This is a genomic window from Polyangium sorediatum (assembly GCF_029946465.1).
Lineage (GTDB): Bacteria > Myxococcota_A > Polyangia > Polyangiales > Polyangiaceae > Polyangium > Polyangium fumosum.
This window is the reverse complement of sequence record NZ_JARZHI010000010.1, coordinates 171936-194481: the sequence shown is the minus strand read 5'-3', so window position 1 is coordinate 194481 and position 22546 is coordinate 171936. Positions and strand designations below refer to the sequence as shown.

The 22546-nt window shown below is 68.9% G+C and carries 19 protein-coding genes; 10 read left to right on the top strand and 9 right to left on the bottom strand.

Translation table 11 applies throughout. From position 1 onward, the window contains the following. Position 1 precedes the first annotated feature (1 nt). Both QHF89_RS14910 and QHF89_RS14905 read right to left on the bottom strand, forming a co-directional pair. Entirely contained in the window at positions 2-2062 is a 2061-nt protein-coding gene (locus tag QHF89_RS14910) for an RCC1 domain-containing protein (RefSeq protein ID WP_136966869.1), read from the bottom strand. Further along, complete coding sequence (locus QHF89_RS14905) at positions 2062-3045, bottom strand: PEGA domain-containing protein (RefSeq protein WP_136966868.1); 984 nt, start codon at positions 3043-3045, stop codon at positions 2062-2064. Before QHF89_RS14905 ends, QHF89_RS14910 begins: the two co-directional genes overlap by 1 nt. Before the next feature lie 147 nt (positions 3046-3192). Here QHF89_RS14905 and QHF89_RS14900 point away from each other — a divergent pair, with 147 nt between their 5' ends. Genes QHF89_RS14900 through QHF89_RS14890 form a run of 3 tightly spaced genes read left to right on the top strand, consistent with a single transcriptional unit; the run spans position 3193 to position 7514 of the window. Then, the gene (locus QHF89_RS14900) at positions 3193-3666 is read left to right on the top strand and encodes a hypothetical protein (protein WP_136928686.1); all 474 of its coding nucleotides are present in this window, start codon (positions 3193-3195) and stop codon (positions 3664-3666) included. Between the two features lie 3 nt (positions 3667-3669). Further along, positions 3670-4038, top strand: a complete 369-nt coding sequence (locus QHF89_RS14895; protein ID WP_136966867.1) for a hypothetical protein — start codon at positions 3670-3672, stop codon at positions 4036-4038. Beyond that, positions 4035-7514 (top strand): protein kinase domain-containing protein, encoded by a 3480-nt coding sequence (locus tag QHF89_RS14890; RefSeq protein ID WP_136966866.1) that lies wholly within the window; start codon positions 4035-4037, stop codon positions 7512-7514. The genes QHF89_RS14895 and QHF89_RS14890 overlap by 4 nt, the downstream gene beginning before the upstream one ends. Before the next feature lie 4 nt (positions 7515-7518). On the opposite strand, the gene QHF89_RS14885 is transcribed toward QHF89_RS14890, so the two are convergent. Further along, positions 7519-8235, bottom strand: a complete 717-nt coding sequence (locus tag QHF89_RS14885) for a TetR/AcrR family transcriptional regulator (RefSeq protein ID WP_136966865.1) — start codon at positions 8233-8235, stop codon at positions 7519-7521. 136 nt (positions 8236-8371) lie between these two features. Between QHF89_RS14885 and QHF89_RS14880 the strand changes: the two genes are divergently transcribed. Genes QHF89_RS14880 through QHF89_RS14865 form a run of 4 tightly spaced genes read left to right on the top strand, consistent with a single transcriptional unit; the run spans position 8372 to position 13886 of the window. Next, on the top strand, positions 8372-9052 hold the full coding sequence (locus QHF89_RS14880; protein WP_284720496.1) for a hypothetical protein: 681 nt from the start codon (positions 8372-8374) through the stop codon (positions 9050-9052). A 17-nt stretch (positions 9053-9069) separates the two neighbouring features. Further along, positions 9070-10119: a Rieske 2Fe-2S domain-containing protein gene (locus QHF89_RS14875; RefSeq protein WP_284720495.1), complete on the top strand. Its 1050-nt coding sequence runs from the start codon at positions 9070-9072 to the stop codon at positions 10117-10119. Between the two features lie 60 nt (positions 10120-10179). After that, positions 10180-12063: an acyltransferase family protein gene (locus tag QHF89_RS14870; protein WP_284720494.1), complete on the top strand. Its 1884-nt coding sequence runs from the start codon at positions 10180-10182 to the stop codon at positions 12061-12063. Continuing rightward, positions 12027-13886, top strand: coding sequence for a hypothetical protein (locus QHF89_RS14865; protein ID WP_136966862.1), 1860 nt, complete (start codon positions 12027-12029; stop codon positions 13884-13886). Before QHF89_RS14870 ends, QHF89_RS14865 begins: the two co-directional genes overlap by 37 nt. A gap of 6 nt (positions 13887-13892) precedes the next feature. Here the strand turns inward: QHF89_RS14865 and QHF89_RS14860 are convergent, their stop codons facing one another. From QHF89_RS14860 to QHF89_RS14850, 3 genes are all read right to left on the bottom strand, one after another. Continuing rightward, positions 13893-15080 (bottom strand): NAD-dependent epimerase/dehydratase family protein, encoded by a 1188-nt coding sequence (locus QHF89_RS14860; protein WP_136966861.1) that lies wholly within the window; start codon positions 15078-15080, stop codon positions 13893-13895. Between the two features lie 57 nt (positions 15081-15137). Further along, positions 15138-16064, bottom strand: a complete 927-nt coding sequence (locus tag QHF89_RS14855; protein ID WP_136928695.1) for a DHH family phosphoesterase — start codon at positions 16062-16064, stop codon at positions 15138-15140. A gap of 70 nt (positions 16065-16134) precedes the next feature. Then, positions 16135-16731 carry a hypothetical protein gene (locus QHF89_RS14850; RefSeq protein ID WP_136966860.1) on the bottom strand — a complete coding sequence of 199 codons (597 nt, stop codon included), beginning with the start codon at positions 16729-16731 and terminating at the stop codon, positions 16135-16137. A gap of 149 nt (positions 16732-16880) precedes the next feature. Between QHF89_RS14850 and QHF89_RS14845 the strand changes: the two genes are divergently transcribed. Continuing rightward, complete coding sequence (locus QHF89_RS14845) at positions 16881-18020, top strand: cysteine desulfurase family protein (RefSeq protein ID WP_136966859.1); 1140 nt, start codon at positions 16881-16883, stop codon at positions 18018-18020. Between the two features lie 6 nt (positions 18021-18026). On the opposite strand, the gene QHF89_RS14840 is transcribed toward QHF89_RS14845, so the two are convergent. After that, positions 18027-18992 carry a tetratricopeptide repeat protein gene (locus tag QHF89_RS14840; protein WP_136966858.1) on the bottom strand — a complete coding sequence of 322 codons (966 nt, stop codon included), beginning with the start codon at positions 18990-18992 and terminating at the stop codon, positions 18027-18029. A gap of 200 nt (positions 18993-19192) precedes the next feature. Between QHF89_RS14840 and QHF89_RS14835 the strand changes: the two genes are divergently transcribed. Next, a complete protein-coding gene (locus QHF89_RS14835) occupies positions 19193-20047 on the top strand; it encodes a class I SAM-dependent methyltransferase (RefSeq protein WP_136966857.1) in 855 nt (284 codons plus the stop codon). A gap of 3 nt (positions 20048-20050) precedes the next feature. On the opposite strand, the gene QHF89_RS14830 is transcribed toward QHF89_RS14835, so the two are convergent. Further along, positions 20051-20536, bottom strand: a complete 486-nt coding sequence (locus tag QHF89_RS14830) for a hypothetical protein (protein WP_136966856.1) — start codon at positions 20534-20536, stop codon at positions 20051-20053. 102 nt (positions 20537-20638) lie between these two features. On the opposite strand from QHF89_RS14830, the gene QHF89_RS14825 reads away from it, so the two are divergent. Continuing rightward, the gene (locus QHF89_RS14825) at positions 20639-21982 is read left to right on the top strand and encodes an alpha/beta hydrolase fold domain-containing protein (protein ID WP_136966855.1); all 1344 of its coding nucleotides are present in this window, start codon (positions 20639-20641) and stop codon (positions 21980-21982) included. Between the two features lies 1 nt (position 21983). Here QHF89_RS14825 and QHF89_RS14820 read toward each other — a convergent pair whose 3' ends face one another. Continuing rightward, positions 21984-22535: a TlpA family protein disulfide reductase gene (locus QHF89_RS14820; RefSeq protein ID WP_232379470.1), complete on the bottom strand. Its 552-nt coding sequence runs from the start codon at positions 22533-22535 to the stop codon at positions 21984-21986. Positions 22536-22546 lie beyond the last annotated feature (11 nt).

Below are 22546 nucleotides of genomic sequence, written 5' to 3'. Positions count from 1 at the left end.
TTCACGGGAAAACCACGGGCACGGGGGCCGTCTGATCGGCGCCTTTTGCGCCGGTCCCGAGCTGGCCGAGGTCATTGCGACCCCAGCAACGCACGGGCCCGCTCACGAGGCGCACGCAGGTGAACTGCAAGCCGAGCGCGACCTCGGCGACGGGCGGGACGTTGATCATCTGCGGCGTCGATTGGTTCGTCTTGTCCCCCGTGCCGAGCTCGCCGCGCGTGTTCGCGCCGAAGCAGCGCAGCCCGCCGCCCGCGAGCACCACGCAGGAATGGCCGCCCAGCGTGGCGTCCGTGCCGAGCGAGAGCCCCGTGATGTCCATGAGCCCCGGGACGAGCGCCGGCGCGTTTTGTTGCGTGGTATTGCCGATCCCGAGCTGACCTCCGGCATTCTCGCCCATGCAACGGAGCGCCGTGCCGCCGGCCGACACGACACACGTGAATCGATTGCCCGCGGACACCTGGCTGATGCCGGTCAAATTCGGCACGAGCGTCGGGACCAACCGGTCCGCGACGCCCGAGCCGAGCTGCCCGTCGCTGCCGTCGCCCCAGCACCGCACCTCGCCCGATTGAAGGACCGCGCAATTGTGCATGTCCCCCGCGGCGAGCGCGGTCGCCGTCACGTTCGCCAGATCGCCCGTGGGCGTGGTCCGGTTTTCCGCGACGTTATTACCGAGTTGCCCCGCCGTGCCCGCCCCCCAGCACCGCACCGTGCCGGTCATGAGGCGCGCGCAGGTATGACGGCCGCCCGCCGCCACCTGGACCACGTTCGTCAAATTGACGGCCTTCGGCGTCGTCGCGGCGGCCGTCGAGCCATTCCCGATCTGCCCCGTCGCGTTGCGGCCCCAGCACGAGACCTTGCCGTCGCCCGTCCGGGCGCAGGCGTGCGTGCCCTGCGTGTCGACCCGATTCGAGCCGACCGAGATCTGCGTGACGCCGGAGAGCCCGGACACGGGGGTCGGGGAGAGCTTCTCCACGACCGTGCCGTCCCCGATCTGCCCCTGCGTGTTCGCGCCCCAGCAACGGACCGTCCCGTCGCCGAGGAGCACACATGCATTCGTGCTTCCCGCGGAAATCTGCACGATCGAGGCGCACGTCCCACCGAGACAAGCCTCGCTCGCGCAATCGACGTGCACGGCGCAGGTCTTGCCGCTCGCGCACGGGGCGCAGCCCACGCCGCCACAATCGACGTCCGTCTCCGCGCCGTTCTTCACGGCGTCGCTGCACGTCGGCGCCTGGCACACGCCGGCCGTGCAGACGCCACTCACGCAATCGGAAGCGATGAGGCAGCTCTTGCCGTCCTGGCAATCGGGGCAGTCGCCGCCGCCGCAATCGGCGTCCGTCTCCGTCGCGTTGTGCACGCCGTCGCTGCACGTCGGCGACTGGCACACGCCGGCGATGCAAACCTTGCTCTCGCAATCGGCGATCGCCGTACACCCCTTGCCCGTGCCGCAGGGCGGACATACCGGGCCGCCGCAATCGATGTCGCTCTCGTCGCCGTTCTTCGAGCCGTCGGTGCACTCGGGCGGCACGCAGAGGCCGGCCGAGCAGGGGCCGCCGCCGCTGCAATCCGAGCTGAAGTTGCACTCGACGCACTTGCCGCTGCCGTCACATACGGCGCCGCCGCCCTGCGTGCACGCGGAGCCCTGCTTCCGCGGCGAGATCGACGGCTCGCCCTCGGGGCTGCATTCCCCTACGGTGCATTCGAACCCATTGCCGGGGGCGTCGCTCGTATCCACGACCGTGCGCGTCTGCCCCTCCGCGTCGCACTCGGTCCGCATGCAATCGCCGGGGGTTTGCCCCTGCGCGGGGGCGCCCTCCGGAAGCATCGAGAGCTCGCAACGGCCTGCGACGCAGGCGCGTGTCTGGCATTCGTTCGTCTCACCCGGACAATCGAGCTCGGTCGAGCACGTCTGCCCGACCCCGCCCGCGGCCCCGCTCCCGAGGACCGGATCCACCTCGAATCGATCGAGCCCGGTGATCGCATTGCAAGCCGGTGAGGCAAGCCCGGCAAAGGCGGCCAGGGCCAGCGTCCCGAAAAGCCCCACACGAAAGGTTCGTCCCATCAGAACGTCCCCCGGATCCCCGCGGAAAGAGGCCCGGCCCAGGGCACGACCTCGACGTGCCCCACGGCCGGTGGGCCCTTTGGTTTGCCCATGACGAGCAACACCACGCCGGCCGCGGCCGCCGCGCCCCCCACGACGAACATCGCCGTGGAGACATTGCCAAGCGTACCCGCCTCGTCAATGTGGCCTTGCGCCGACGGCGGGCACCGGCCTTCCGACGTGCAGAGCTCTTCGAGCTCGCCCACGCGCCCGAGCGACATCACGCCCGTCACCGCGCCCGCCACGAGCGAGGCCGCGCCCACGCCGAAGGCCGCCATCGCCGGCACGAAAAGCGTCCGACCCGAGGGCGCGGGCTTCGGCGCGATCACGTCCACCTTCTCGTCGCGCACGGGCCGCGCGCTCGCGACTTCGAGGTGCACGGGGACCTTGATCACGCCTCCGCGCTCATCGAGCTCGATCGTCCGCTCCACCGGGGAGAACCCGCTCGCCTCGACGCGCAGCACGTGTTTGCCCGGATCGAACCGCGTCGCCATGCCGGTCCCGAGCGCGAGGGGTTTGTCGTCAACCGTCGCCTTCACGTCTTCCGTCGCGGCGCCCGTGACCACGACGAGCAGCGACGGCACGCGCGCGAGCAGCGCTCGTTCTCGTTTGCTGCCCTCCTCGCGCGCCTTGCGAAACGCAGGCGGCGACGTCGGGCCGAGCGGCTCGGCGGCGAGACGCTCGTAGGTCTCGAGCGCCTCGGCGAGCCGGCCGAGGCCTTCGAGCGCCTCGGCGCGCATGAGCAAGTGCGTCGGCGCGTGGTAGAGCGCCTCGGCCTGCGTGACCTTCTCGAGCGCCTCGGCGAACCGCTTCGCGTCGAGATCATCGGAGGCCGAGAGCGCGATCTCGCGCGCCTTCGAGACGTTCTCCTGCTCGCCCGCATGCGCGAGCGGACCCGAGACGAGGCCGAGGACGATCGCGGCGCAAGCGACCCATCGAGACATGGGCGCCATTCTGCCGCCCGATCGCGCCGGATGTCGAGGGGAAGAATCGCGCGCTCGATCCGGCCTTGGGTGCGCGGCCCTCCACCGCTTCGCCGCGCGCGCCCCGTCGCCCTTGACTTCGCCAGGCGGAGGAGCGAGGTGTTCTTGATGCGCGCCCCCATTTCCCAGGACAAACCCTCCCTCCCGCGCCGTCTTTCCGGCGTTCTCCTCGCGGTCGCCGCGCTCGTCGGGCCCGCCTCCGCGGCCGCCGACGAGGTCGGGCCGCTGGAAGAGAGCTGTTACAACAAGGCCGCCGGGGATGCGTGCGCCGATCCCGCAGGCGCCGCCGGCACGTGCACCGGCGTGAAGGACCTCCGAGGTCGAGAGCTGCTCCGCTGCGTGGTGGGCGCAAAAGCCCCAGCCCCGCAAACGACCGAAGCAAAGACGCCGACCCCGCCGGCACCGGAAACAAAGACCGCGGGCCCGCAGCCGTCCGCCGCGACCGTGACCGTGGCCGAGAAAAAGGGCTGCTCTGTGGCGGCGGTGGGAAGCTCGAACGAAGGGGCTCCGCTCGGGATCACCGTCGCCCTGGCCGCGCTCGCGTTCTGTCGGGCAAAACGCCGCGCGCGTCCGGCGGGGTGAGGGGTGGCCTGGTTCTGGGCATTCGTCTTCACGCAGGTCGTCGAGATCCCCATTTACGTCTACGGGCTCCGCGTCCGCGTGTATGAGGCATTCGGCGCGAGCGCGCTGACGCACCCGATCGTCTGGTTCGTCATTCCGAACCTGTGGGAGCGCTTCTACCTCGCCGTGTTCGCGCCTCATCCATCGTTATGGATCTCGCAGACACCGCGATACTGGATCATGGTGGTCATCGCCGAGACGTTCGCCGTGACCGCGGAGGCCGGATATTTCCGGTTCATTGGTAAGAAAAAGACGCTCGGGTGGGCGTTCGCCGCGAACATGGCGAGCGTCACCCTGGGATTTGCGAGCCGCGCGCTCTTCCATTGGCCGTGACCGCCGGACGCACGCTCCCCTCCCCGCTCGAAGCCGCGACGCTCGATCCCGCGGAGGGGAGACGTGTCCGGCCCGGCACGCTCGGCGAAACGCTGCCTACGCCCCCGATGGAGACGCTCATCGCGCGCACCGGGAGGGACGAGGCTGAGGACGAGGAGGCCCCGGAGAGCGCCGCCGCGCGGCGAATGCGCGTCGTCGATCCGGAGACGTACGCGGTGGAATCGGAGGTCACGAAAGGCGGCATTGGCCGGATTCTGCGGGCGTACGACACGCACCTCGATCGCCCCGTCGCGCTGAAGGAGCTCATCACGCGGGATCCTCAGACCGAGGAGCGCTTCATTCGCGAGGCGCGGATCACGGCGCGGCTGCAACACCCCTCGATCGTTCCGCTCTACGAGGCGGGCGTCTGGCCCTCGGGCGAGCCATTTTTCGCGATGAAGCTCGTCTCCGGGCGCTCGCTCGACCATTTCATCGAGGAGGCGAGCACGCTCGATCAGCGCCTCGTCCTGCTCCCCCACGTGCTCGCGGTCGCCGAGGCGATGGCGTATGCGCACAACGAGCGCATCATTCATCGCGACCTCAAGCCGCAAAACATCTTGCTCGGTCCGTTCGGCGAGACCGTGGTCATCGATTGGGGGCTCGCGAAGGACCTCGACGAGGAATCCCCCGAGCCGTCACGTACCTCGTCGCTGCCGCCGCAGCGATCGTCGTCGCCGTCCTCGCCGGGATCGATGGCGCTCACCGTGCTCGGCGTGGTCATGGGCACGCCCGCGTACATGCCGCCCGAGCAGGCGGCGGGGCGCAGCGTGGACGAGCGCGCCGACGTGTATGCGATCGGCGCCATTCTCTATCATCTGCTGGCGGGAAAAGCCTCCTACGAAGGCCAATACCCAATGGAGATCGTCCGGTGCGTGCTCCGCGAGCCGCCGGTGCCCATCGAAAAACTCCAGCCGGGCGTGCCGCGCGACCTCGTGACGATCGTGCAAAAGGCCATGGCACGCGCGAAGGCCGAGCGATATCGGACGGCCGGGGAGCTCGCCGCGGATCTGCGCCGGTTCCAGACGGGGCAGATTGTCCAGGCGCACCATTATTCGGCCCGCGAGCGGCTCCTCCGGTTCGCCCGTCGCCATCGCGCGACGCTTCTCATGGCGTTCGCCGCGCTCACCGCGCTCGCGGTCACGGGCGCGCTCGCCGTCGGGAGGGTCCTCGACGCGCGTGACGAGGCGCGGCGCGAGCGCGATAGGGCCGCGGAGGCCGAGCGGCGAGAATCGGAGCGCGCCGATACGCTCACGCTCGTCGAGGCGCGCGCGGCGGCTTCGCGGGATCCCCTCGAAGCGCTGGCCTGGCTCAAGACATTGTCGTCTTCGTTCCGGGGGCACCGGCGCAAGCGGCTCGTGGCGGCGGACGCCATTGCGAAGGGCGTCCCGATGCTGCTGCGTGGGCACGCGGCGGGCATCAACCGCGCGTCGTTTTCGCCGGAGGGCCGGTTCGTGGCCTCGTCGAGCGACGACCGAACCGTCCGCCTCTGGGACCTGACCACGGCCCAAGCGCGCGTGCTCGAAGGGCATACCGACGAGGTCTGGGAAGCGGCATTCTCGCCGGACGGCGCATGGCTCGCGAGCCGGAGCAAAGACACCACGGTGCGGCTCTGGAGCGTGAAGACGAGCGAAACCAAGGTCCTCGCGGGACACGCGGCGCCGCTCGGCGCGATTCATTATTTCCGGGACGGGCAGCGCATGGCCTCCCGGGGCCGCGACGGCTCGGTCTGCTTGTGGGACATCGCCTCGGGGAAATGCAAACCCGTGTGGCCTGCGGGCAGCGCGGAGCGAAAGCTCGCCATCTCCCCGGACGAACGCACCCTCGCCTTCGTCTCGGCAGGCTCGCTCGTTCTTTTGGATGTCGACGCCGGGACCGAGCGCCACTTCGCGGGCGAGGCGCACGAGCCGGAGGCGCTCACGTTCTCCCCCGACGGTGCCCTCGTGGCCACGGGTGATCAAAAAGGCACCGTTCGGTTGTGGGACATTGCGACGGGTGTGTCGAGGCGCCTCGAAGGTCATACCGGGAAGGTGCGAGCCGTCGTATTTCTCCCGGATTCTTCCCGCCTCGTGTCGTCGGGACTCGACCGTACCGTGCGAATCTGGGACGTCCACACGGGCGAGGCGCGCGTGCTCAGGGGACACGAAGGATCGGTCTATACCGTGGCCGTGTCTCCGGATGGAAAGACCTTGATGACGGGCGCCGCCGACCAGACGGCGCGGGTGTGGGACGTGGCCTCCGGCATGTCGCGCACCTTGCGTGGCCCGAACGACTCGATCTCGGATGTCGAGTTTTCCCGCGACGGCAAACGTGCGCTCGTCGCGAGTTACGACAACAGCCTGCGCGTCTATTCGCTCGAAGCCTTGCGCGACCGTGTCATGGCCGTGCACGAGCGCGCGGCGCGCGTGATCGCCATCTCCCCCGACGGAGCATGTATCGCCTCGGGCGGCGCCGACGGGATGGTCGTTTGGACAAACCTCGCGGACGGCACCCCGCGGACGCTCGGCCAGCACGCGGGCGACGTGCATGATGTCGCGTTTTCCCCCGACGGCACGGCCATCGCCTCGGCCGGCGCGGACGGCCGCGTGCGAATCTTCAGCACGCAGGGCGCGGCGATCTCGTTCGACGCCCACGAGGGCGCAGCAAATCGCGTGCTGTTTTCGCCCGACGGCGCGCGCGTCGTCTCGGCCGGCGCGGACGGGGTCCTTCGGAGTTTTCCCGTGAAGGGCGGCGAGGGAAAGGTCCTCGCGCGGCATTCGACCGAGGCCACCGCGCTCGCGTTTTCCCCGGACGGCGCGCGCCTCGCGTATTCCTTCGCCGATGGCCGGGTCGTTTTGCGCGAAGGTACGACGGGCCGGGAGACGGTCCTCGCCGGCCACCACGACGCGGTCCACGTGCTCGTGTTTTCCCCGGACGGCGGCCTGCTCGTGTCCGGCGGAATGGACCATTCCGTGCGCCTTTGGGACGTGCCCCAGGGCGCCCTGCGCCACGTGATCGACGCCGCGGGGACAGGGCTCACGCGGCTCGTGTTTTTCCCGGACGGCAAGCGATTCGCGACGCTCGGCGGCGAGGCCAATGTAAAACTCTGGAGCGCGGTGGATGGTCGGCTGCTCGACGTCTTGCGCGGCTATCGAGGCGTCGTCGAAGGGCTCGACGTCTCGCCCGAGGGCAGCCGACTCGCGACGGCGGGCGCGGACGGCATCGTGCGGTTATGGGACCTCGAAGCGGGCGAGAGCCGGCTGCTCGAAGGCCACGAGGGCAACGTCCTCGCCGTCCGGTTCGCCGAGGGAGGCCGCTCCCTCGTGACGGCCGGAAAAGACCGAACCGTGCGGCGCTGGATGGACGATCTCCCCATGGAATCGGCGAGCCTGCGCGCCTTCGTCGAGGCCGCGACGCCGGAGACGGTCACGTCGCTCGGCATTCACCCGGACAAACGCTGATTTCTCAGGCGTCGTGTTGCCCGCGCGGGCGCTTTCGGGGCAGGGGCCCGCCGCCGCCGCCGAAGGACGCCTCGGCGCCCGGCTCGGCCGGCGCCTCGTGGCCCGTACCGTAGGCGCGCAGGAAGGCGTCGAGGTGCTCGTCGGCGAATTTGTCCCAATCGAGTGGGCGCGCTGTCGTCCCGCCGAGCGGGTGTTGATGCAAAAGGACGAGCAGCGGCGGCGAGACCAGCGCGAGCGCCATGTGCCGCACGTCGCCCGCGCGAAGTTCGCCCCGCGCCACGTGCCGGGCGAGCCGCGCCTCCACGGATTCGAGCGTCGGATCGAGCACCTCGCAGAGGTATTTCGGGCCGAGCGTGGGCTCGCGCAGGCCGCAGGCGATGCCGATCGCGTGCACCTCCCCGACGCCGGCCCGGAAGCCGAGCTCCAGATAAAACAAAAACCCTCGGAGCGACGCGCGCACGGGCAAGAGCGGGCCCGTCGCGACCTCCAGCATGTACCTCTGGCCGCGCTCGTGCCAATGCGAGAGCACCGCCGACACCACGCCCTCGCGCGAGCCGAAATAGTGCCGGAGCGTCGCCACGCTCACCCCCGCGGCCGCCGCCATTTCGCGGAAGCTCGCCCGCGGGCCGTCGGGCTCCGAGAGCCGCTTCTGCACGGACGCGACGAGCGACGCGCGCGTCGCCTCGAAGTCCGGGTTGCGTGATCCTGCGGGCCTGCCCATCTCGTCGTCCGGAACTCTAGAACATCCATCTTGCAGTTCAAGACTCGGGCGCAGCCGCAGGCACGAGCCCGGCCTGGCCGGCTTGACGAACGTGGGAATTTTCCTAGACTCACCGTTCTATAAAATGGAGGCTTCCATGTTCGAGGGCTTCGCGAACGTCTGGACGCCAGTCTTGCCTGCGCTGGATCTGCGGGAGGAAGCCAGACGCGTACGGGTCGCCGGGGAGCCGATCTTGCTCTTCCGCGATGAGCGCGGGGAGCCCGGGGCGTGTGTCGATCACGCGTCCTCGGCGCTGCCCGAGGTGATCACGCTACAAGCTCGCCTGCCCGCGCGCGAGGCCCTCGGGCTCGTTTGGATCTTCACGGGCCACGAGGCCCCGGCCGAGGGTCCGGCGTTGCCTTCGCTCGATCCGGTGCGGCCTCTCGTAGTTCACGCCGAGACCTGGTCCGCGCCGTTCACGCGCGTGATCGAGGCCTTGCTCGATCCGGCGAACTTGCCCTTCACATGGGCCCTCGGCGACACGCCCGAAGAGCCCGCGCTCTTGTTTCGCGCGCCCGGCTGCGTCGAGCTGTTTCTCCCGCCGCGCACGCCCGAAAAACGCACGCTGCTCTACTGTTTCCCCGAGACCGAAGCGACGACGCGTGTCCTCTTCTGCACCACACACGCGCCGGGCGAGGGCGACATTCCCACGTGGATCACCGAGTACTTCGCGGCGACGGATCTCGCCCGCGAGCGTGCCTCCGCGGCCGTGGCCCCCGCGATCTCGCCGAGCGAGGGCTTGACAACCGCCTCCTGTTTTCTAGAACATTTGGTGTAACAAAACAGGAGGCAAACGTGTTCGAGAGCTTCGCCAACGTGTGGACTCCGGTCATCACGGCCAAAGAGCTCAGGAAGAAGCCGCTTTCGGTGAAGGTGGCCGGCGAGACGATCGCCCTCTTCCGGGATGGAAAGGGCGGCGTGGGCGCGCTCCTCGATCGATGTCCGCACCGCGGCGTCGCGCTCTCGCTGGGTCAGGTCGACGCGGACGGCTGCATCGCCTGTCCTTTTCACGGCTGGTCCTTCCAGAAGGACGGCGCCTGCGCGAAGATTCCCCTGAACACCGTCACCCCGGAGAAACGCGCGCGTTATGGCGCGACGGCCGTCCCCGTGCGGGAAATCGGCGGGCTCGTCTGGATCTTCACGGGCCCGGATCCCGCCGGCACGGAGCCCGAGCCGCCGCCCGCGCTGATTGAGCCGGGGTGGCACGTCGGGTACACCCAGGAGGTCTGGAAAACGCACTGGACGCGGGCCATGGAGAACATGCTCGATACGCCGCATCTGCCTTACATCCACCGCAAGAGCATCGGCAAGGACGTCAGAAAAAAGCTCCGACCGGACACGACCCTCGAGATGCGCATCGAGCCTGCTCCCTTCGGCGGCCTCGTTTACGCAAAATGGGATTACGAGGCGGAGGAGAAGCAGATTTTGAAGTGGCGCAAGCCGAACGCGATGGAGCTCCACATCATGGACGAGCCAAAGCGCCGGATGTGTATCCAGGTCTATTGCATTCCGGTCGACGAGGCGCACACGAAGATGATGCTCATCTCGGCGCGGACGTTCCTCGGCGCGGAGCTCATCACCTGGTTCGCCACGAAGTTCAACAACATCCTCGGCGAGGATCGCGAGGTGCTCGAAACCTCGAACCCGCCCGAGGTGCCGCCGCCGGGCGAGGAGCCGTCCGTCGCGACCGACGCGCCGACACTGTTTTTCCGAAAGTATTACTACCGCGAGCTGCGCGACTCCACGTCGACGCTCGTGCCCACAGGCCGGCTCGTCCGCAGGCCCGACGCTCAGCCCGAAGCCGAGGAAGCGGGCATGCCCGACGGCGCCGCCGTCGTTCACTGACGTCACCCGCACATTCTTCATGTCCGGGACGCCCGGAATGCGCTATCTCCCGGGCTGCCCGTGAGCCCGCCTGCCCTCGAACAAACCTCGAATCCGCTCCGCCGCGCCACCATCCCGCATTTGCCCGCGCTCGACGGCCTGCGAGGCCTCGCCGTGCTCGGCGTGCTCCTGTTCCACGATGGCAGGCTCGACGGCGGGTATCTCGGCGTCGACCTGTTCTTCGTCCTGTCCGGATACCTCATCCACTCGCTGCTGCTCGCAGAGTGGGCCAAGGCCGGGACGATCGATCTCAAGGCTTTCTGGGTTCGCCGCGCTCGCCGCCTCTTCCCGGCGCTCCTCGCGCTCCTGCCCGTGGTCGCGGCGTATGCGCAAAAGCTCGCGAAGCCAGAAGAGCTCGATCGGATCCGCAAGGACGGGCTCGCGACGCTGGCCTACGTGGCGAACTGGCGCGCGATTTTCTCGGGGCGGAGCTACTGGGACATGTTCCAGGTACCCTCGCCGCTCGAACACACCTGGAGCCTCGCGATCGAGGAACAGTTTTACGTCGTCTGGCCGCTGCTCGCGTTCGGCGTGCTCTACCTGTCGCGGGGCTCGCGGCGCGTGATGCTCGCCGTGTCGCTCGGGCTCGTGGTGGTCTCGGGCGCGGCGATGGTTTGGCTGGGCAACCGGACGGACACGTCGCGGGCCTACATGGGCACGGATACACGCGGCGTGGCCATCCTGCTCGGCGCCTCGCTCGCGTGCCTGATGGCCGAACGCGGGACGTCGAAGAACAAGCAGGTGGTGCGGGCGCTCGATGGGCTCGGCGTGCTCGCGGCGATCGGGCTCGCGCTCGCCTGGGTAAAGCTCGACGGGCAGAATCCGCTGCTCTACCGCGGAGGATTTTTTGGGACGGAGCTTTGCGTGCTCGTGCTCATCGCCTGCGCGGCGCACGGCGAGCAGAGCCTCGTGGCGCGGGCGCTCGCGTTCCGCCCGTTCGCGTGGGTGGGGCTCGTGAGTTACGGGCTCTACCTCTGGCACTGGCCGATCTACGTGGTGCTGCGGCCGGAGCGGATTGGTTTGTCCGGGATCGGGCTCTCGGCGCTGCGGTATACGGCGACGTTCGCAGTGGCGTTGATCTCCTACCATTTCCTGGAGCAGCCGATCCGCAAGCGCGGCGCGCCGTTCAGGCGACCGGCGGTGATGCTCTCGTCGTCGGTGGCGCTCTGCATCGGCGCTCTGCTCGTCGGCACGCAGAGCCGGAGGGTGATGCAGATCGGGCTGCAGCTCTTGCCGTGGCCGGAAACCGTGGCGCCGGGCACGGTGAAGATCCTGATCGTGGGCGACTCCGTGGCGCAGGCGCTCGGCGAGCGAATGAAAGCGGTGCAGAGCGGCACGGGGGCTTTCGTGATCGAGCGGGGTACGCCCGATTGCAGCATCATGGAGGGGACGCTGCCGACGCGCTCGTTGACGAACGTGCCGCACGACGGCGGCGATTGCGACGCGCGCTGGGGGAGCGACGTGGACGAGATGCACCCGGACGTGACGCTGGTGGTGCTCGGCGGCGGGTATTTCGCGCGGGTGGAGGTCGAGGGGCGCTGGCAGCACATCTGCGAACCGGGCTGGGACGCGGCGTATGCGAAGGAGCTCGGGGGCAAGCTCGCGATGCTCGCGGACAAGGGCGGCCGGGTCTACGTGGCGCGCGTGCCTTATCCGGTGGGCGGATGGCAAAAGCCGACGCTGAACGCGCAGGTCGATTGCTACAACACGCTGATCGAAAAGGCAGTGCAAGGGGAGCCGCGGATCCACCTGCTGGACCTCGCGGCGCACCTCTGCCCCGGCGGGCAATGCACGCTCATGAGTGAAGGCGAGCCGATCCGGCCGGATGGAATGCATTTCGGGGGCCCAGGGGCGAAGGAGATCGCGCGATGGGTGATCGACCAGGTCAAAGAACCGCGGCGGTAGGCCTTCTCCTCGCTCTCGCCGGGTGCGCAGGGTCGCCGCCGCCTGCGCCGGCAAACCCCGCTGCGCCCGCTCCTCCGGCGCCGCTCACGCAGGAGCGTATCCAGGCGCTCGTCGCCGAGGTCGCGCATCTGCGCGGATTGCCCCAGCGCGCGCCCGTGCCGGTGTATTTGCTCGACGAGCCGGCGTTCCTCGCGGCGCTGCGCACGCGAGCCGAACGGAAGGCGGCGGCGGCCGAGAACGAGGCGCGCACGGCATTTCACCTCGCATTTGATCTCCTGCCCAACGGAAAGCCGGGCGACGCGCCGCCGAGCAGCACGCGCGAGGTGCTCGAAGAGCAGGTGCGCGGGTTTTACGATCACGAACAGCGGATCATCGTGGTGCGCGCGTCGCGGCCGCGCACCGAGGCCGAGGCCGAAAAGGAGCGGGCGATCCTCGCGCACGAGATCGAGCACGCCTTGCAGGACCAGAGTTTCGGCCGGCCGGATGTGCAAAAGCAGGCGACGATGGGCGCGGACGAGGTCCTCGCGTACGGGTCGTTGCTCGAAGGCGACGCGATGCTCACGATGTTCGCGTATCTCGCGTCGGAGCGTGGCGTGCCGTTCCAGCGCATGGTGCGGAGGGCGGCCGACGTGATGCACGACGTGCCGGCCGAGCGGTTTGTCGCGGGCGACGGGGACGCGGCGCTGTTTCGCGCGTTGCCCATCGTGCGCGAGCGCCTCCTGTTCCGGTATCACGCCGGCACGGCCATGGTCGCGGAGCTTTATCGCGCAGGTGGGCTCGATCTCGTCAATCGCATGTTCGTGTCGCCGCCCGTTTCGACCGAGCAGGTGATCCACCCCGAAAAATACCTCGCCGGGGAACGGCCGGTCGTGCTGGCCGCGCCACGGGCGCCCGAGGGATACCGGACGCTCGATGAAGGGACGCTCGGCGAGCTGGAGACGCGGGTCGTGCTCGATCGATGTTCGCCCTTGTCCGCGGCGGCGGCCGCGGGCTGGGGCGGCGATCGATACACGCTGGTCGCGGCGCCGAACGGCGGCGTGGGGCTGCTCTGGAGCACGGCGTGGGATTCGGAGAGCGACGCGGCAGAGTTCGTCGCGGCCATGGAATCGCAGCCCGGCTGCCTGCGCGCGCTGTCGCTCGGGGCCACGTCGATCGAGGGCGGGATCGTGGTGCGCGCCGAGAAAACCCGCGTGGCCGTGGTCCGTGGGTTGTCAGGGACGCTCGCCGAGGCGGCCGCGAAGCAGATCCTCGATGCGCCGGTCGCTGCGCCCGCGGGCCCGCCGGTGGTGCACCCCTACCAGCTCTCGCCGCGCGCGCCCTTGCCGCAGCGCGAGCGCGGGTGGCTCGTCGGGCACGACTATTTCAGCCGGTGGCTTGGCGTCGCCGGGCGCGTCCCGTTCGGCGTGAATGCCGTCCTCGGATACGAGGGACTCGAGCTCCGGATCAGCCGCCCCGACGTGCTCGTCAGCGGGGCCCTGTTCGTCTCGGACCTCGTGACGACGCCACGATTCCAGGAAAAACTCTTCGCCGACGTCGCGGGCGGGCTCGCCAAGGGCGCGGAGGGAAAACCCGTGGTGCCCGCGAGGACCGGGCCCGTGGCGACGCCGCTCGGGGCCGGCCTGGAGCGATGGTGGACGATCGGCGATACGTCGGTCTCCGTGCGCGCCGTGATGGTCCCGATCTGCGGCGGGACGGGGTCGCTCGTGTTCTTGCAATCGTTCAAGGAGCCGATGGCGCAGCGGACGCTCGACGAGTGGCTTCAATCGTTCCGCTGGAACACGGACGTGAAGCCCCCCGTCTGCGAGGCGCTCGATCCGCGCTGAGGCGGTCTATTTCTTTTTCGATTCTTCGTGGAACGCGCGGAGCAGCTCGGCCTCGCGCTCGGGCGAGAGGCCCGCGCGGCGTTTGGCCTGGCGCTCCGCGGGCAAGGCGTTGAACCAGGCGAGGAGGTCCGTCAGGGTCGTGTCGAGCGGGCGGAACGTGAGGCCTGCTTTCTGCGCACGAGCGACGCTGACGCGGTGGAAGCCCGCCGTTTCGCCCTCGGCCGGCGCCCAGATCGGCAGATCGATCGGCTCGCCGCCGCCCGATTCTTTCGTCTTCAGCCACGAGGCCGGGACCCAGGTGAGCTTGACGTCGCTCTTCGGCGAGGCCTTTTTGCTCGCCTCGATCACGCTCCCCATCGTGTGGGGCGTGCCGGGGCCCGTGGCATTGAAGACGCCGTTCGTGCCGTCCGCGACGAGCTTCACGAGCCACTCGGCGAGATCGCGGACGTCGATCACCTGAATGGGATCATTCGCCGAGCCGGGGACGAGCATTTCGCCGCCCCTCGCGACGCGGAGCGGCCAGTACGTGAATCGATCCGTTCCGTCGCCCGGGCCGACGATGTACCCGGGCCGCACATTGGCGACGCGGCCCGGCATGGCCTTTTCGGCGGCCTGCTCGCAGAGGGCCTTCAAGGGGCCGTAATTCTCGAACTCCTTGCCCATGGCCTCGACGGTGGGATCGGCCATGGTCCCGACCGCCGCGGTCTCGTCCATGTTCGGCGTCGAGGTGTCCTTGTAGACCGAGATGCTGGAGATGAAGATGTATTGCTTGACGTTCTTCGAGAGCAGCTCGGCCGAGGCGCGGACGATACGCGGGACGTAGCCCGAGGTGTCGATGACCGCGTCGAAGCTCCGGCCTTCGAGGGCCTTGAGGCCCTCGTCCTTGTTCGGGTCGCGGTTGCCGCGGAGCTTTTCGATGTCGGGGAAGAGCTCGGGGCGGGTCTTGCCGCGATTGAAGAGGGTGATCGAAAACCCACGCGCCCGCGCCGCATCGACGACGGCAGGCCCGACGAACCCCGTGCCGCCGAGGATCAGCAGGCTCTTTTTCTGGTTCGTCGGGGGCGGAGGCGCCGCGCCCGCGCCCGCAGCCCCCGCAGGATCGGCGGGAGGCGGGGGCGGCTGGGACGCGCAGCCGAAGGTCGTGGACGCGGCCGCGGCGAGCGAGCCGACGAGGAACGAGCGACGTTTGATCATGGCGAGGGATGGACGACGGCGCCGGAGGGTTGTGAACGACGATCACCCGCGGGGCGATCAGCCGTCGGCGTTGATGCGGGCGATGAGGGTCTTCAGCACCTCGTCGGCCTTGTCGTTGTCGATCTGGCAGGTGCCGGCCGCCTCGTGGCCGCCGCCGCCGTATTCGAGCATGAACGCGCCGACGTTCGTCTTGCTGCTCCGGTCGAGGATCGATTTGCCGGTGGCGAAGACGGTGTTCTGCTTCTTGAGGCCCCACATCACGTGGATCGAGATGTTGGTCTCGGGGTGGAGCGCGTAGATCATGAAACGGTTGCCCGCCCAGATCGTCTCCTCGTTCCGGAGGTCGAGCACGACGAGGTTCTTGTGCACCGTGGAGCAGCGTTGGATCTGCTCCTTGAAGCGCTCTTCGTGCTCGAAATACATGTCGACGCGCTCCTTCACGTCGGGCATCTGGAGGATCTCGTCAACGGATAACTCCAGACACGCGTCGATGAGGCGCATCATGAGGTCGTAGTTCGAGATGCGGAACTGCCGGAATCGACCGAGGCCGGTGCGCGCATCCATCAGGTAGTTGAGGAGGACCCAGCCCTTCGGCGAGAGGATCTCGTCGCGGGAAAACTGCGCGGCGTCGGCCTTGTCGACGGCCTCCATCATCTCGTCGGGGATGTCGGCGAACTTCTCCTTGCCGCCATAATGGCGCCAGACGACACGCGCGGCGGAGGGGGCGTGGGGGTCGATGATGTGGTTGTCGCGCTTGCCGACCCGCTGCGTCTCGCTCGCGTGGTGATCAAACGCGAGGTGCACCCCCTCGACGTACGGGAGGTTCGTCGTGATGTCCCGCTCGGTGACGGGGACCTTGCCGTCCTGCATGTCCTTCGGGTGGACGAACTTGATTTCGTCGAGGATGCCGAGCTTCTTCAAGAGGACGGCGCACACGAGGCCGTCGAAGTCGCTCCGCGTCACCAGCCGGTACTTTTCCGCCATGATCTGCCCTCCGGACCGCTTTTCGCGCCGAAGGATAACCGAGGCCGCGCGCGCGGGGAAGCCCCGAGGATCAAGGTTCCTTGTTGCTGCACCAAGGCTCGGCGCTCGCCGTGGAGAGGACGACCTCGCCCGCGCCGGCCGTGAGGTCGACGGTGCCCTCCCATACGAGCGTGACGGGCGGCTTCTGGTCCGTCACGTTGCGCAGGATGCGCATCGATATCGTGGAGCTCTCGACGGGCGCGACGTCAGCCGCATAATCGAAGACACACATGCAGCCACAACGCGCCTCGTCGCCGTTCTCGAGTTTTTCCGGGGCATCGGTCTGTGTGACGACGTGGACGCCGTCCTCGACGGCGACGTCGATGGAGTGCCGGCCGCAGCAATTGAGCTGGATACGCGCGTCGAGCAGGCCGAGCGTGCGCGTGGCGGCGTCGTAATTCCAGAGGAGGCGCTCGGCCTCGCAATAGGTCGCCGGGTCGGGGGAGGGCGGAATCTTCGCGCCCTCCGATGCGCCGAGGAAGCCGCCACACGCGCTGATCGAGGGCGTGACGTCGAGCGAAGACGCGGGCGGCGTGTTTTCGCTCCCGCTCGATCCTTCGCCGCTGCTACACGCGAGGAAGGAGGTCGCCGAAAGGATCAGAATTCCAAGGATGCCAAGAGATTTCATCGTGTGTCTCCCCATCAAGCAGGCGCCGGGTCGCGGCGGCCATAACGACAGGAGGCACGAGCACGAGCGACACGTCAAGGCGGTCGCACGGGCTCCACGGCGAAAGGCGCGCTTGACGCGAAGGCAGGGGCTGAGTACCGCCAGATATCGTGCACGCAGACGATCCGATCTACCTCGACTACAACGCATCGACGCCGCTCCTGCCCGAGGTGGTCGACGCCATGTTGCCCTGGCTGCGAGGCGGATTCGGCAATCCTTCGAGCAGCCACGTGTACGGGAGGCGCGCGCGGGCCGCGATCGAGGCGGCGCGCGCAGAGGTGGCGGCGCTGATCTGTTGCACGCCGGAAGAGCTCGTCTTCACGTCGGGCGGGACCGAGGCGAACAACCTGGCGATCCGAGGCGTGGCCGAGGCGCTGCCCGATCGAACGCACCTGATCACGTCGTCGATCGAGCACCCCGCGACGTCGAAGCTCTGCGCGTGGCTCGCGCGGCGCGGGCATCGCGTCGATGTGGTGGGCGTCGACGCGGAGGGGCGGGTGCGCGCGGAGGAGGTCGCCGCAAAGCTCGGGGACGAGACGGGCGTGATCACGGTGATGCACGCGAACAACGAGACGGGCGTGCTCCAGCCGATCGAAGAGATCACGCGGGCCGCGTGGCGCGCGGGCGCGGTCGTGCACACGGACGCGGCGCAATCGGTGGGCAAGGTGCCGATCGACGTGGGCGAGCTCGGCGCGGATCTCCTGTCGATCGCAGGGCACAAGCTTTATGCGCCGAAGGGCGTGGGCGCGCTCTTCATCCGGAAAGACATGCCGATCGCGCCGTTCATGCTGGGCGCAGGGCACGAGCGGGGGATCCGGCCCGGGACGGAGAACGTGCCATCGATCGTGGGGCTCGGGGTCGCGGCGAAGGCGGCAAAACGGGACCTCGCGGCGGAGGGCGCGCGGGTGCGCGTTTTACGGGACAATCTGTTTGTCCTGCTGCGCGAGCGGGTGCCGGGGCTCGCGCTGAATGGGCACCCCGAGAAGCGATTGCCGAACACGTTGAACGTGCGTTTCCCACGGGTGAGCGGGACGGCGCTGCTCGCGCAGGCGGAGGAGGTGGCGGCGTCGACGGGTTCGGCTTGCCACGACGGGCACGAGTCGGCGTCGAGCGTGCTCCTCGCGATGGGCGTGAAGCCGGAGGAGGCGATCGGCTCGGTGCGATTGACGCTCGGGCGAGGGACGACGGAGGCGGAGATCACGCGGGCGGCCGAGGTGCTGGTGGCGGCGTGGGTGAAGCTTTCGCGGTAAAACATTTCACTGCGCGATACAATGGACCGAGTGCGCGCTGGCAAGCTGGTCCCGGCGCGTGGCCGTGAGCGAGGGCCCGAGCTTCGTGACGAGCTGGCCCTCCCGCTGGCAATACGCCGTATCGTAAAACCTCGCATGCGCGGAGATCAACGCCGTCGCCGCGTCGTCGTGCTTCTGCTGCTGGACGTAAAGCTCCGCGAGGGAAGCGACCATGGCGAGGGCCGTCGTGCGTTCGTCGCCCTTGTTGCTTCCGCTCGCCGTCTTGAAGAAATCGAACGCAGCGCTCGGCCTGCCCACGTCGGCGTACACGGCGACGAGGCGCGCGCGGGCAGGAGGGACGAGCGAGGCTGCACATGACGCGCCCGGCTCTTTCGCCGCGGCCTCGGCGACCTTCTTCAGCGCGGACAGCGCCTTCGGGGGGTCGCCGTTTTGCCGGTAGACCTCGGCGAGCCGCAAGTTCGCCGCGATCCAGGCGGTGTTGTTCGGCATGGGGAATTTGAGCACTTCGTCGTACGACTGCTCCGCGAAATCGAGCTTGATGGGGTCCTTCTGGCCGTCCTTGAAGAAGAGCTCGCCGAACGCGAAATAAACGAGCGGGATGTAGGGCGAGTCCGGGTATTGCTGGACGATCTTCAGGTACCCTTTCTTCGCCTGGTCCAAGTTGCCCGCTCGCTCGGCGGCGAGGGTCTGGGCATATTGCGACGCTTCGGGCGAGGCCTTCACGCGCTCGGGCAAACCCCGGCCTTCACGCATGTGCTCGATACAAGTGTCGGGCGCCTCGGCGTCGTTCGCAGATCGCGGCTCGGCGTCTCCGTCCTCCTCGGGTCCCTGCGCAGACACGGGCGGCGCCTCGTGGCCCGCGCCTACCTCGACGACGGGCGCCTTCGCCGGCTCCTGCGGCGCGGAAGGCCCGCCGCTACACGCGGAAAGAAGAGCGAAAAGCGGGAGGAGGGGCGAGGCGACGGCGCGCATGAAGTCCGAGCCTACGGCATCTCGAAGGGCGTGGGGCTTCGAGGACGGCGAGGGCCCGCGCCAGCCGTTCGTCCTCGGCGTGGACGTCGTCCCCAAAGACCGACGCAGCGCAGGGTTGTCACGGTCGGATCCCTACACGACAGGGATCTCCGCGACATGTGGTCCGTCCTGGTTGAAACGTGAACGTTGCGCGCTGCGGCATGCCCTGTCATTCTGAGGCGATGCAGCAGCCGAGCCGAACGGCGAGGATGGTGGCGGCCCTCCGAGCACGAGCAACGGAGCGAGAAACGCCGCTCTGCGACGATCCGTTCGCCCGCGCGCTCGCAGGCCCCCGCGGGTTCGAGGACGCGGCGCGTTACGAGCAAGGCTACCCGCACATCGAGCTCTTCGTGGCGCTGCGCACGGCGCTGTTCGATCAGGAGACACGGCGCTGGCTCGCGCGAGGGTGTACCCAGGTGGTGCTGCTCGGCGCCGGGCTCGATACCCGCGCGGCGCGGCTCGGGCAGAAGGGCGTGCGGTTCTTCGAGGTGGATCACCCGACGACGCAGGCGGACAAACTCGCGCGTCTCTCCGCGCTGCCCGGCTATCCGTTCGAGAATGCGACGTACGTGCCCTGCGATTTCGCGGTGAACGATTTCGTGGAGCGGCTCGATTCGAGCGGGTTTCTCGCAGAGCAGCCGGCCCTCCTGATCTGGGAAGGCGTGACCTATTACCTGGAAGAACCCGCCGTCCGGGCGACGCTGCGGCGCATCGCCGAAAAGCTCCACCCGAACTCGGTGATCCTCTTCGACCACGTGGGCAAACGCATGGGCCAAGGAAACGTGCGCGACGCGTCGGCGATCGCGGCGCGCGACAACGTCGCGGAGATGGGCGAGCCCGTGGTCTTCGGCGTCGATCACGTGCTGCCTATGCTCTACGAGGAAGGGTTTCGGCGCGCGCGCTGCGCGTCGTTCGACGAGATCGCGCTGAACCTGACGGGGACGTACGACCGGGCGCGGACGTTCCGGTTCCAGCACGCGGTCGTGGCGAGCGTGGCCGAAGACGTGGGGGCGTGAGGGTCAGCCGCTGTTCTCGATCGCGGCCTTGAGCTGCTCGATGCAACGAACGATCTCGGGCTCGCGCTTGGCGGAGACGTCGAGCCAGGCGAGCGCGTGGCGGAGATCGCTGCGCGCGAACATGCGATACACGCGGGACGACGCGGGCCCTTGGCTCTCGCCGAGCGGCCCCAAAAAGCGGGACGCGCGCGCATGCTCCATCGCGCTCAAGGTGTTCGTGACGACACGCGCGAAGAGCGATTCGCTGAGGATCGCGGCACGCGCGGTGTCGGGCCCGAACCGACGGACGCGCTCGTCGAGGCTGTGGCGCTGGGCCGCGCTCGGCGCGCCGCCCTCGGTGCAGACGAGCAAACGAGAGCGGCCTTGCGTGGCGTGGTGGGCCTCCCAAGCATCGATGTAGGCATTCCACTCGGGATCGGTCGGCGATGAATCGGCGTGCACGAGCACGAGCACCTCGCCGATCGTTCCGAACGCGATCGTCTTCTTCATCGCGGCGCAAGATACCACGCGGCGTCTTGCTCGCCCGACGGCGCATTTCCTTCCGTCTCGGCGCGGGACAACACCACGCGCCTCGGTTATTTTCCACGCGACGTGCCCCTGCCCTTCCTGCTCCCCCTGCCGGTGCTCTTCCTGATGGCCGCGGCCGTCGGAGCGATGTTCACGCTCAACGCGCTCCGGCCCGCCCGGAAGTTCTGGCCGCTGGTCGGCGCAGGTTTTTTCGCGTCGTGGCTGACCGGCGAGCTCGCGGCGCACCACCTGTTCTGGCAGGTCGTCGCGACGGCGCTCTTCGTGTGGGCCGGCGGGCTCGACGGCTGGCCCGGCTGGGTCGCGCTGTTCATCGTGTCGCTGTCGTGGATCGGGCTCGTGCGGATCGTGTTCGACGCACGCAAGGCGCGCGACGTGACGGAATCGGCGCTGCGCGAGGGGCTCGGCACGGAGTATCGAAGCGTGATCCCCGAGGAGATCGGCGCGCACGTCGACGATCACTTCTCGCTGCGGCAGCGCCTCTTCCCGCTGCCGGTGCTCGACGGCCGCGTGGAGATCGTGCGCGACATCGTCTTCTCGCGCGCAGGCGGCGTGAACCTGCGGCTCGACGTCTACCGGCCGCGCGGCAACACGAAGCCACGCCCGACGGTCCTGTTCGTGCACGGCGGGGCGTGGGTGATCGGCAGCAAGGACGACCAGGGCAAACCCCTCGCGTACCGGCTCGCTGCGCACGGGTGGGTCGTGGTGTCGGCGAACTACCGGCTCTCGCCGCGCTTCACGTTCCCGGATCACCTGATCGACGTGAAGAGCGCGATCCGCTGGATCCGCGAGCACGGCAAGGCGTACGGGGCGGACCCGAGCTTCCTCGTGATCACGGGCGGCTCGGCGGGCGGTCACCTCGCGGCGCTCGCCACGCTCACGCCGAACGATCCACGCTACCAGCCGGGCTTCGAAGACGTGGACACGCGCGTGCAAGCCTGCGTGCCGTTCTACGGCGTCTACGATTTCACGGACCGGCGCGGGATCTGGCGGGGTACGCTGCTGCGGACGATCCTCGAAAAGAGCGTGATGAAGAAGCGGCTCGACGACGATCACGCGGCGTTCGAGGCGGCCTCGCCGATGAGCCTGGTGCACGAGGACGCGCCGCCGTTCTTCGTGGTGCACGGCGATCGCGACTCGCTCGTGCCCGTGCAGGAGGCGCGGCTCTTCGTGGAGCTCTTGCGCGCCCACAGCCGCGCGCCGGTGCTCTACGCGGAGCTGCCGGGCGCGCAGCACGCCTTCGAGGTGTTCCCCTCGGAGCGCACGGGGCACGCGCTCGCCGCCGTGGAGCGGTTCCTCGCGCACCAGTGGGCGAAACATCGCCGCGAGGTCGCGCATGCCGAGGGCGCCGAGGAGAAGCCCCCGGCGGGCGTGCTCGGCGAGGCCGCGGACGCGACGTCGGCCGCTTGAGCTACAGCGTCGCCGCGACGATCTCGTCGAGCGAAGCCTCGTCCACGAGGCCCGTCATGTACCGAACGACGCGGCCCTCGCGATCGATCACCACGAGGCTCGGCAGGTTCTGCACGTCGTACGCTTGCGCCGCTTCCTGGCCCGCGTCGATCACGATGGGATACGAGAGTCCCTTCTTTTCCGCGTAGCTCTTCGCCTTCGCGGGCGGGTCGTGCGCGTTCACGCCGAGCACGATGAGGCCCTGCTTCTCGTACCTCCGCGCGATGCGGTCGAGGATCGGGGCCTGCGCGGCGCACGGGCCACACCAGGTCGCCCAGAAGTCCAGGACCACCGGGTGGCCCTTGAGGCTCTCGATCTGCATGCGCGCCCCGGGATCGCCGTTCGCCGCGACCGCGAAGACCGCGTCGGGCGCCGGCTTGCCCTCGAACGGGCTCCCCCCGCCGACGACCCGCGGCAGCAGAGAAAGCACCCCGAGCGCGCCCAGGCCGAGGAGGCCCGCGAACACCCAGGAGCGAACTTTGCCGTCGGAAGAGGCGGAGGCGGGCGTCGGCACCCGTTCTCCTT

Coding starts and splice junctions, on each gene's coding strand:
- QHF89_RS14910 (WP_136966869.1), bottom strand. CDS start 2,062: ATGGGACGAACCTTTCGTGTGGGGCTTTTCGGGACGCTGGCCCTGGCC.
- QHF89_RS14905 (WP_136966868.1), bottom strand. CDS start 3,045: ATGTCTCGATGGGTCGCTTGCGCCGCGATCGTCCTCGGCCTCGTCTCG.
- QHF89_RS14900 (WP_136928686.1), top strand. CDS start 3,193: ATGCGCGCCCCCATTTCCCAGGACAAACCCTCCCTCCCGCGCCGTCTT.
- QHF89_RS14885 (WP_136966865.1), bottom strand. CDS start 8,235: ATGGGCAGGCCCGCAGGATCACGCAACCCGGACTTCGAGGCGACGCGC.
- QHF89_RS14880 (WP_284720496.1), top strand. CDS start 8,372: ATGTTCGAGGGCTTCGCGAACGTCTGGACGCCAGTCTTGCCTGCGCTG.
- QHF89_RS14865 (WP_136966862.1), top strand. CDS start 12,027: ATGGGTGATCGACCAGGTCAAAGAACCGCGGCGGTAGGCCTTCTCCTC.
- QHF89_RS14860 (WP_136966861.1), bottom strand. CDS start 15,080: ATGATCAAACGTCGCTCGTTCCTCGTCGGCTCGCTCGCCGCGGCCGCG.
- QHF89_RS14855 (WP_136928695.1), bottom strand. CDS start 16,064: ATGGCGGAAAAGTACCGGCTGGTGACGCGGAGCGACTTCGACGGCCTC.
- QHF89_RS14850 (WP_136966860.1), bottom strand. CDS start 16,731: ATGAAATCTCTTGGCATCCTTGGAATTCTGATCCTTTCGGCGACCTCC.
- QHF89_RS14840 (WP_136966858.1), bottom strand. CDS start 18,992: ATGCGCGCCGTCGCCTCGCCCCTCCTCCCGCTTTTCGCTCTTCTTTCC.
- QHF89_RS14835 (WP_136966857.1), top strand. CDS start 19,193: ATGCCCTGTCATTCTGAGGCGATGCAGCAGCCGAGCCGAACGGCGAGG.
- QHF89_RS14830 (WP_136966856.1), bottom strand. CDS start 20,536: ATGAAGAAGACGATCGCGTTCGGAACGATCGGCGAGGTGCTCGTGCTC.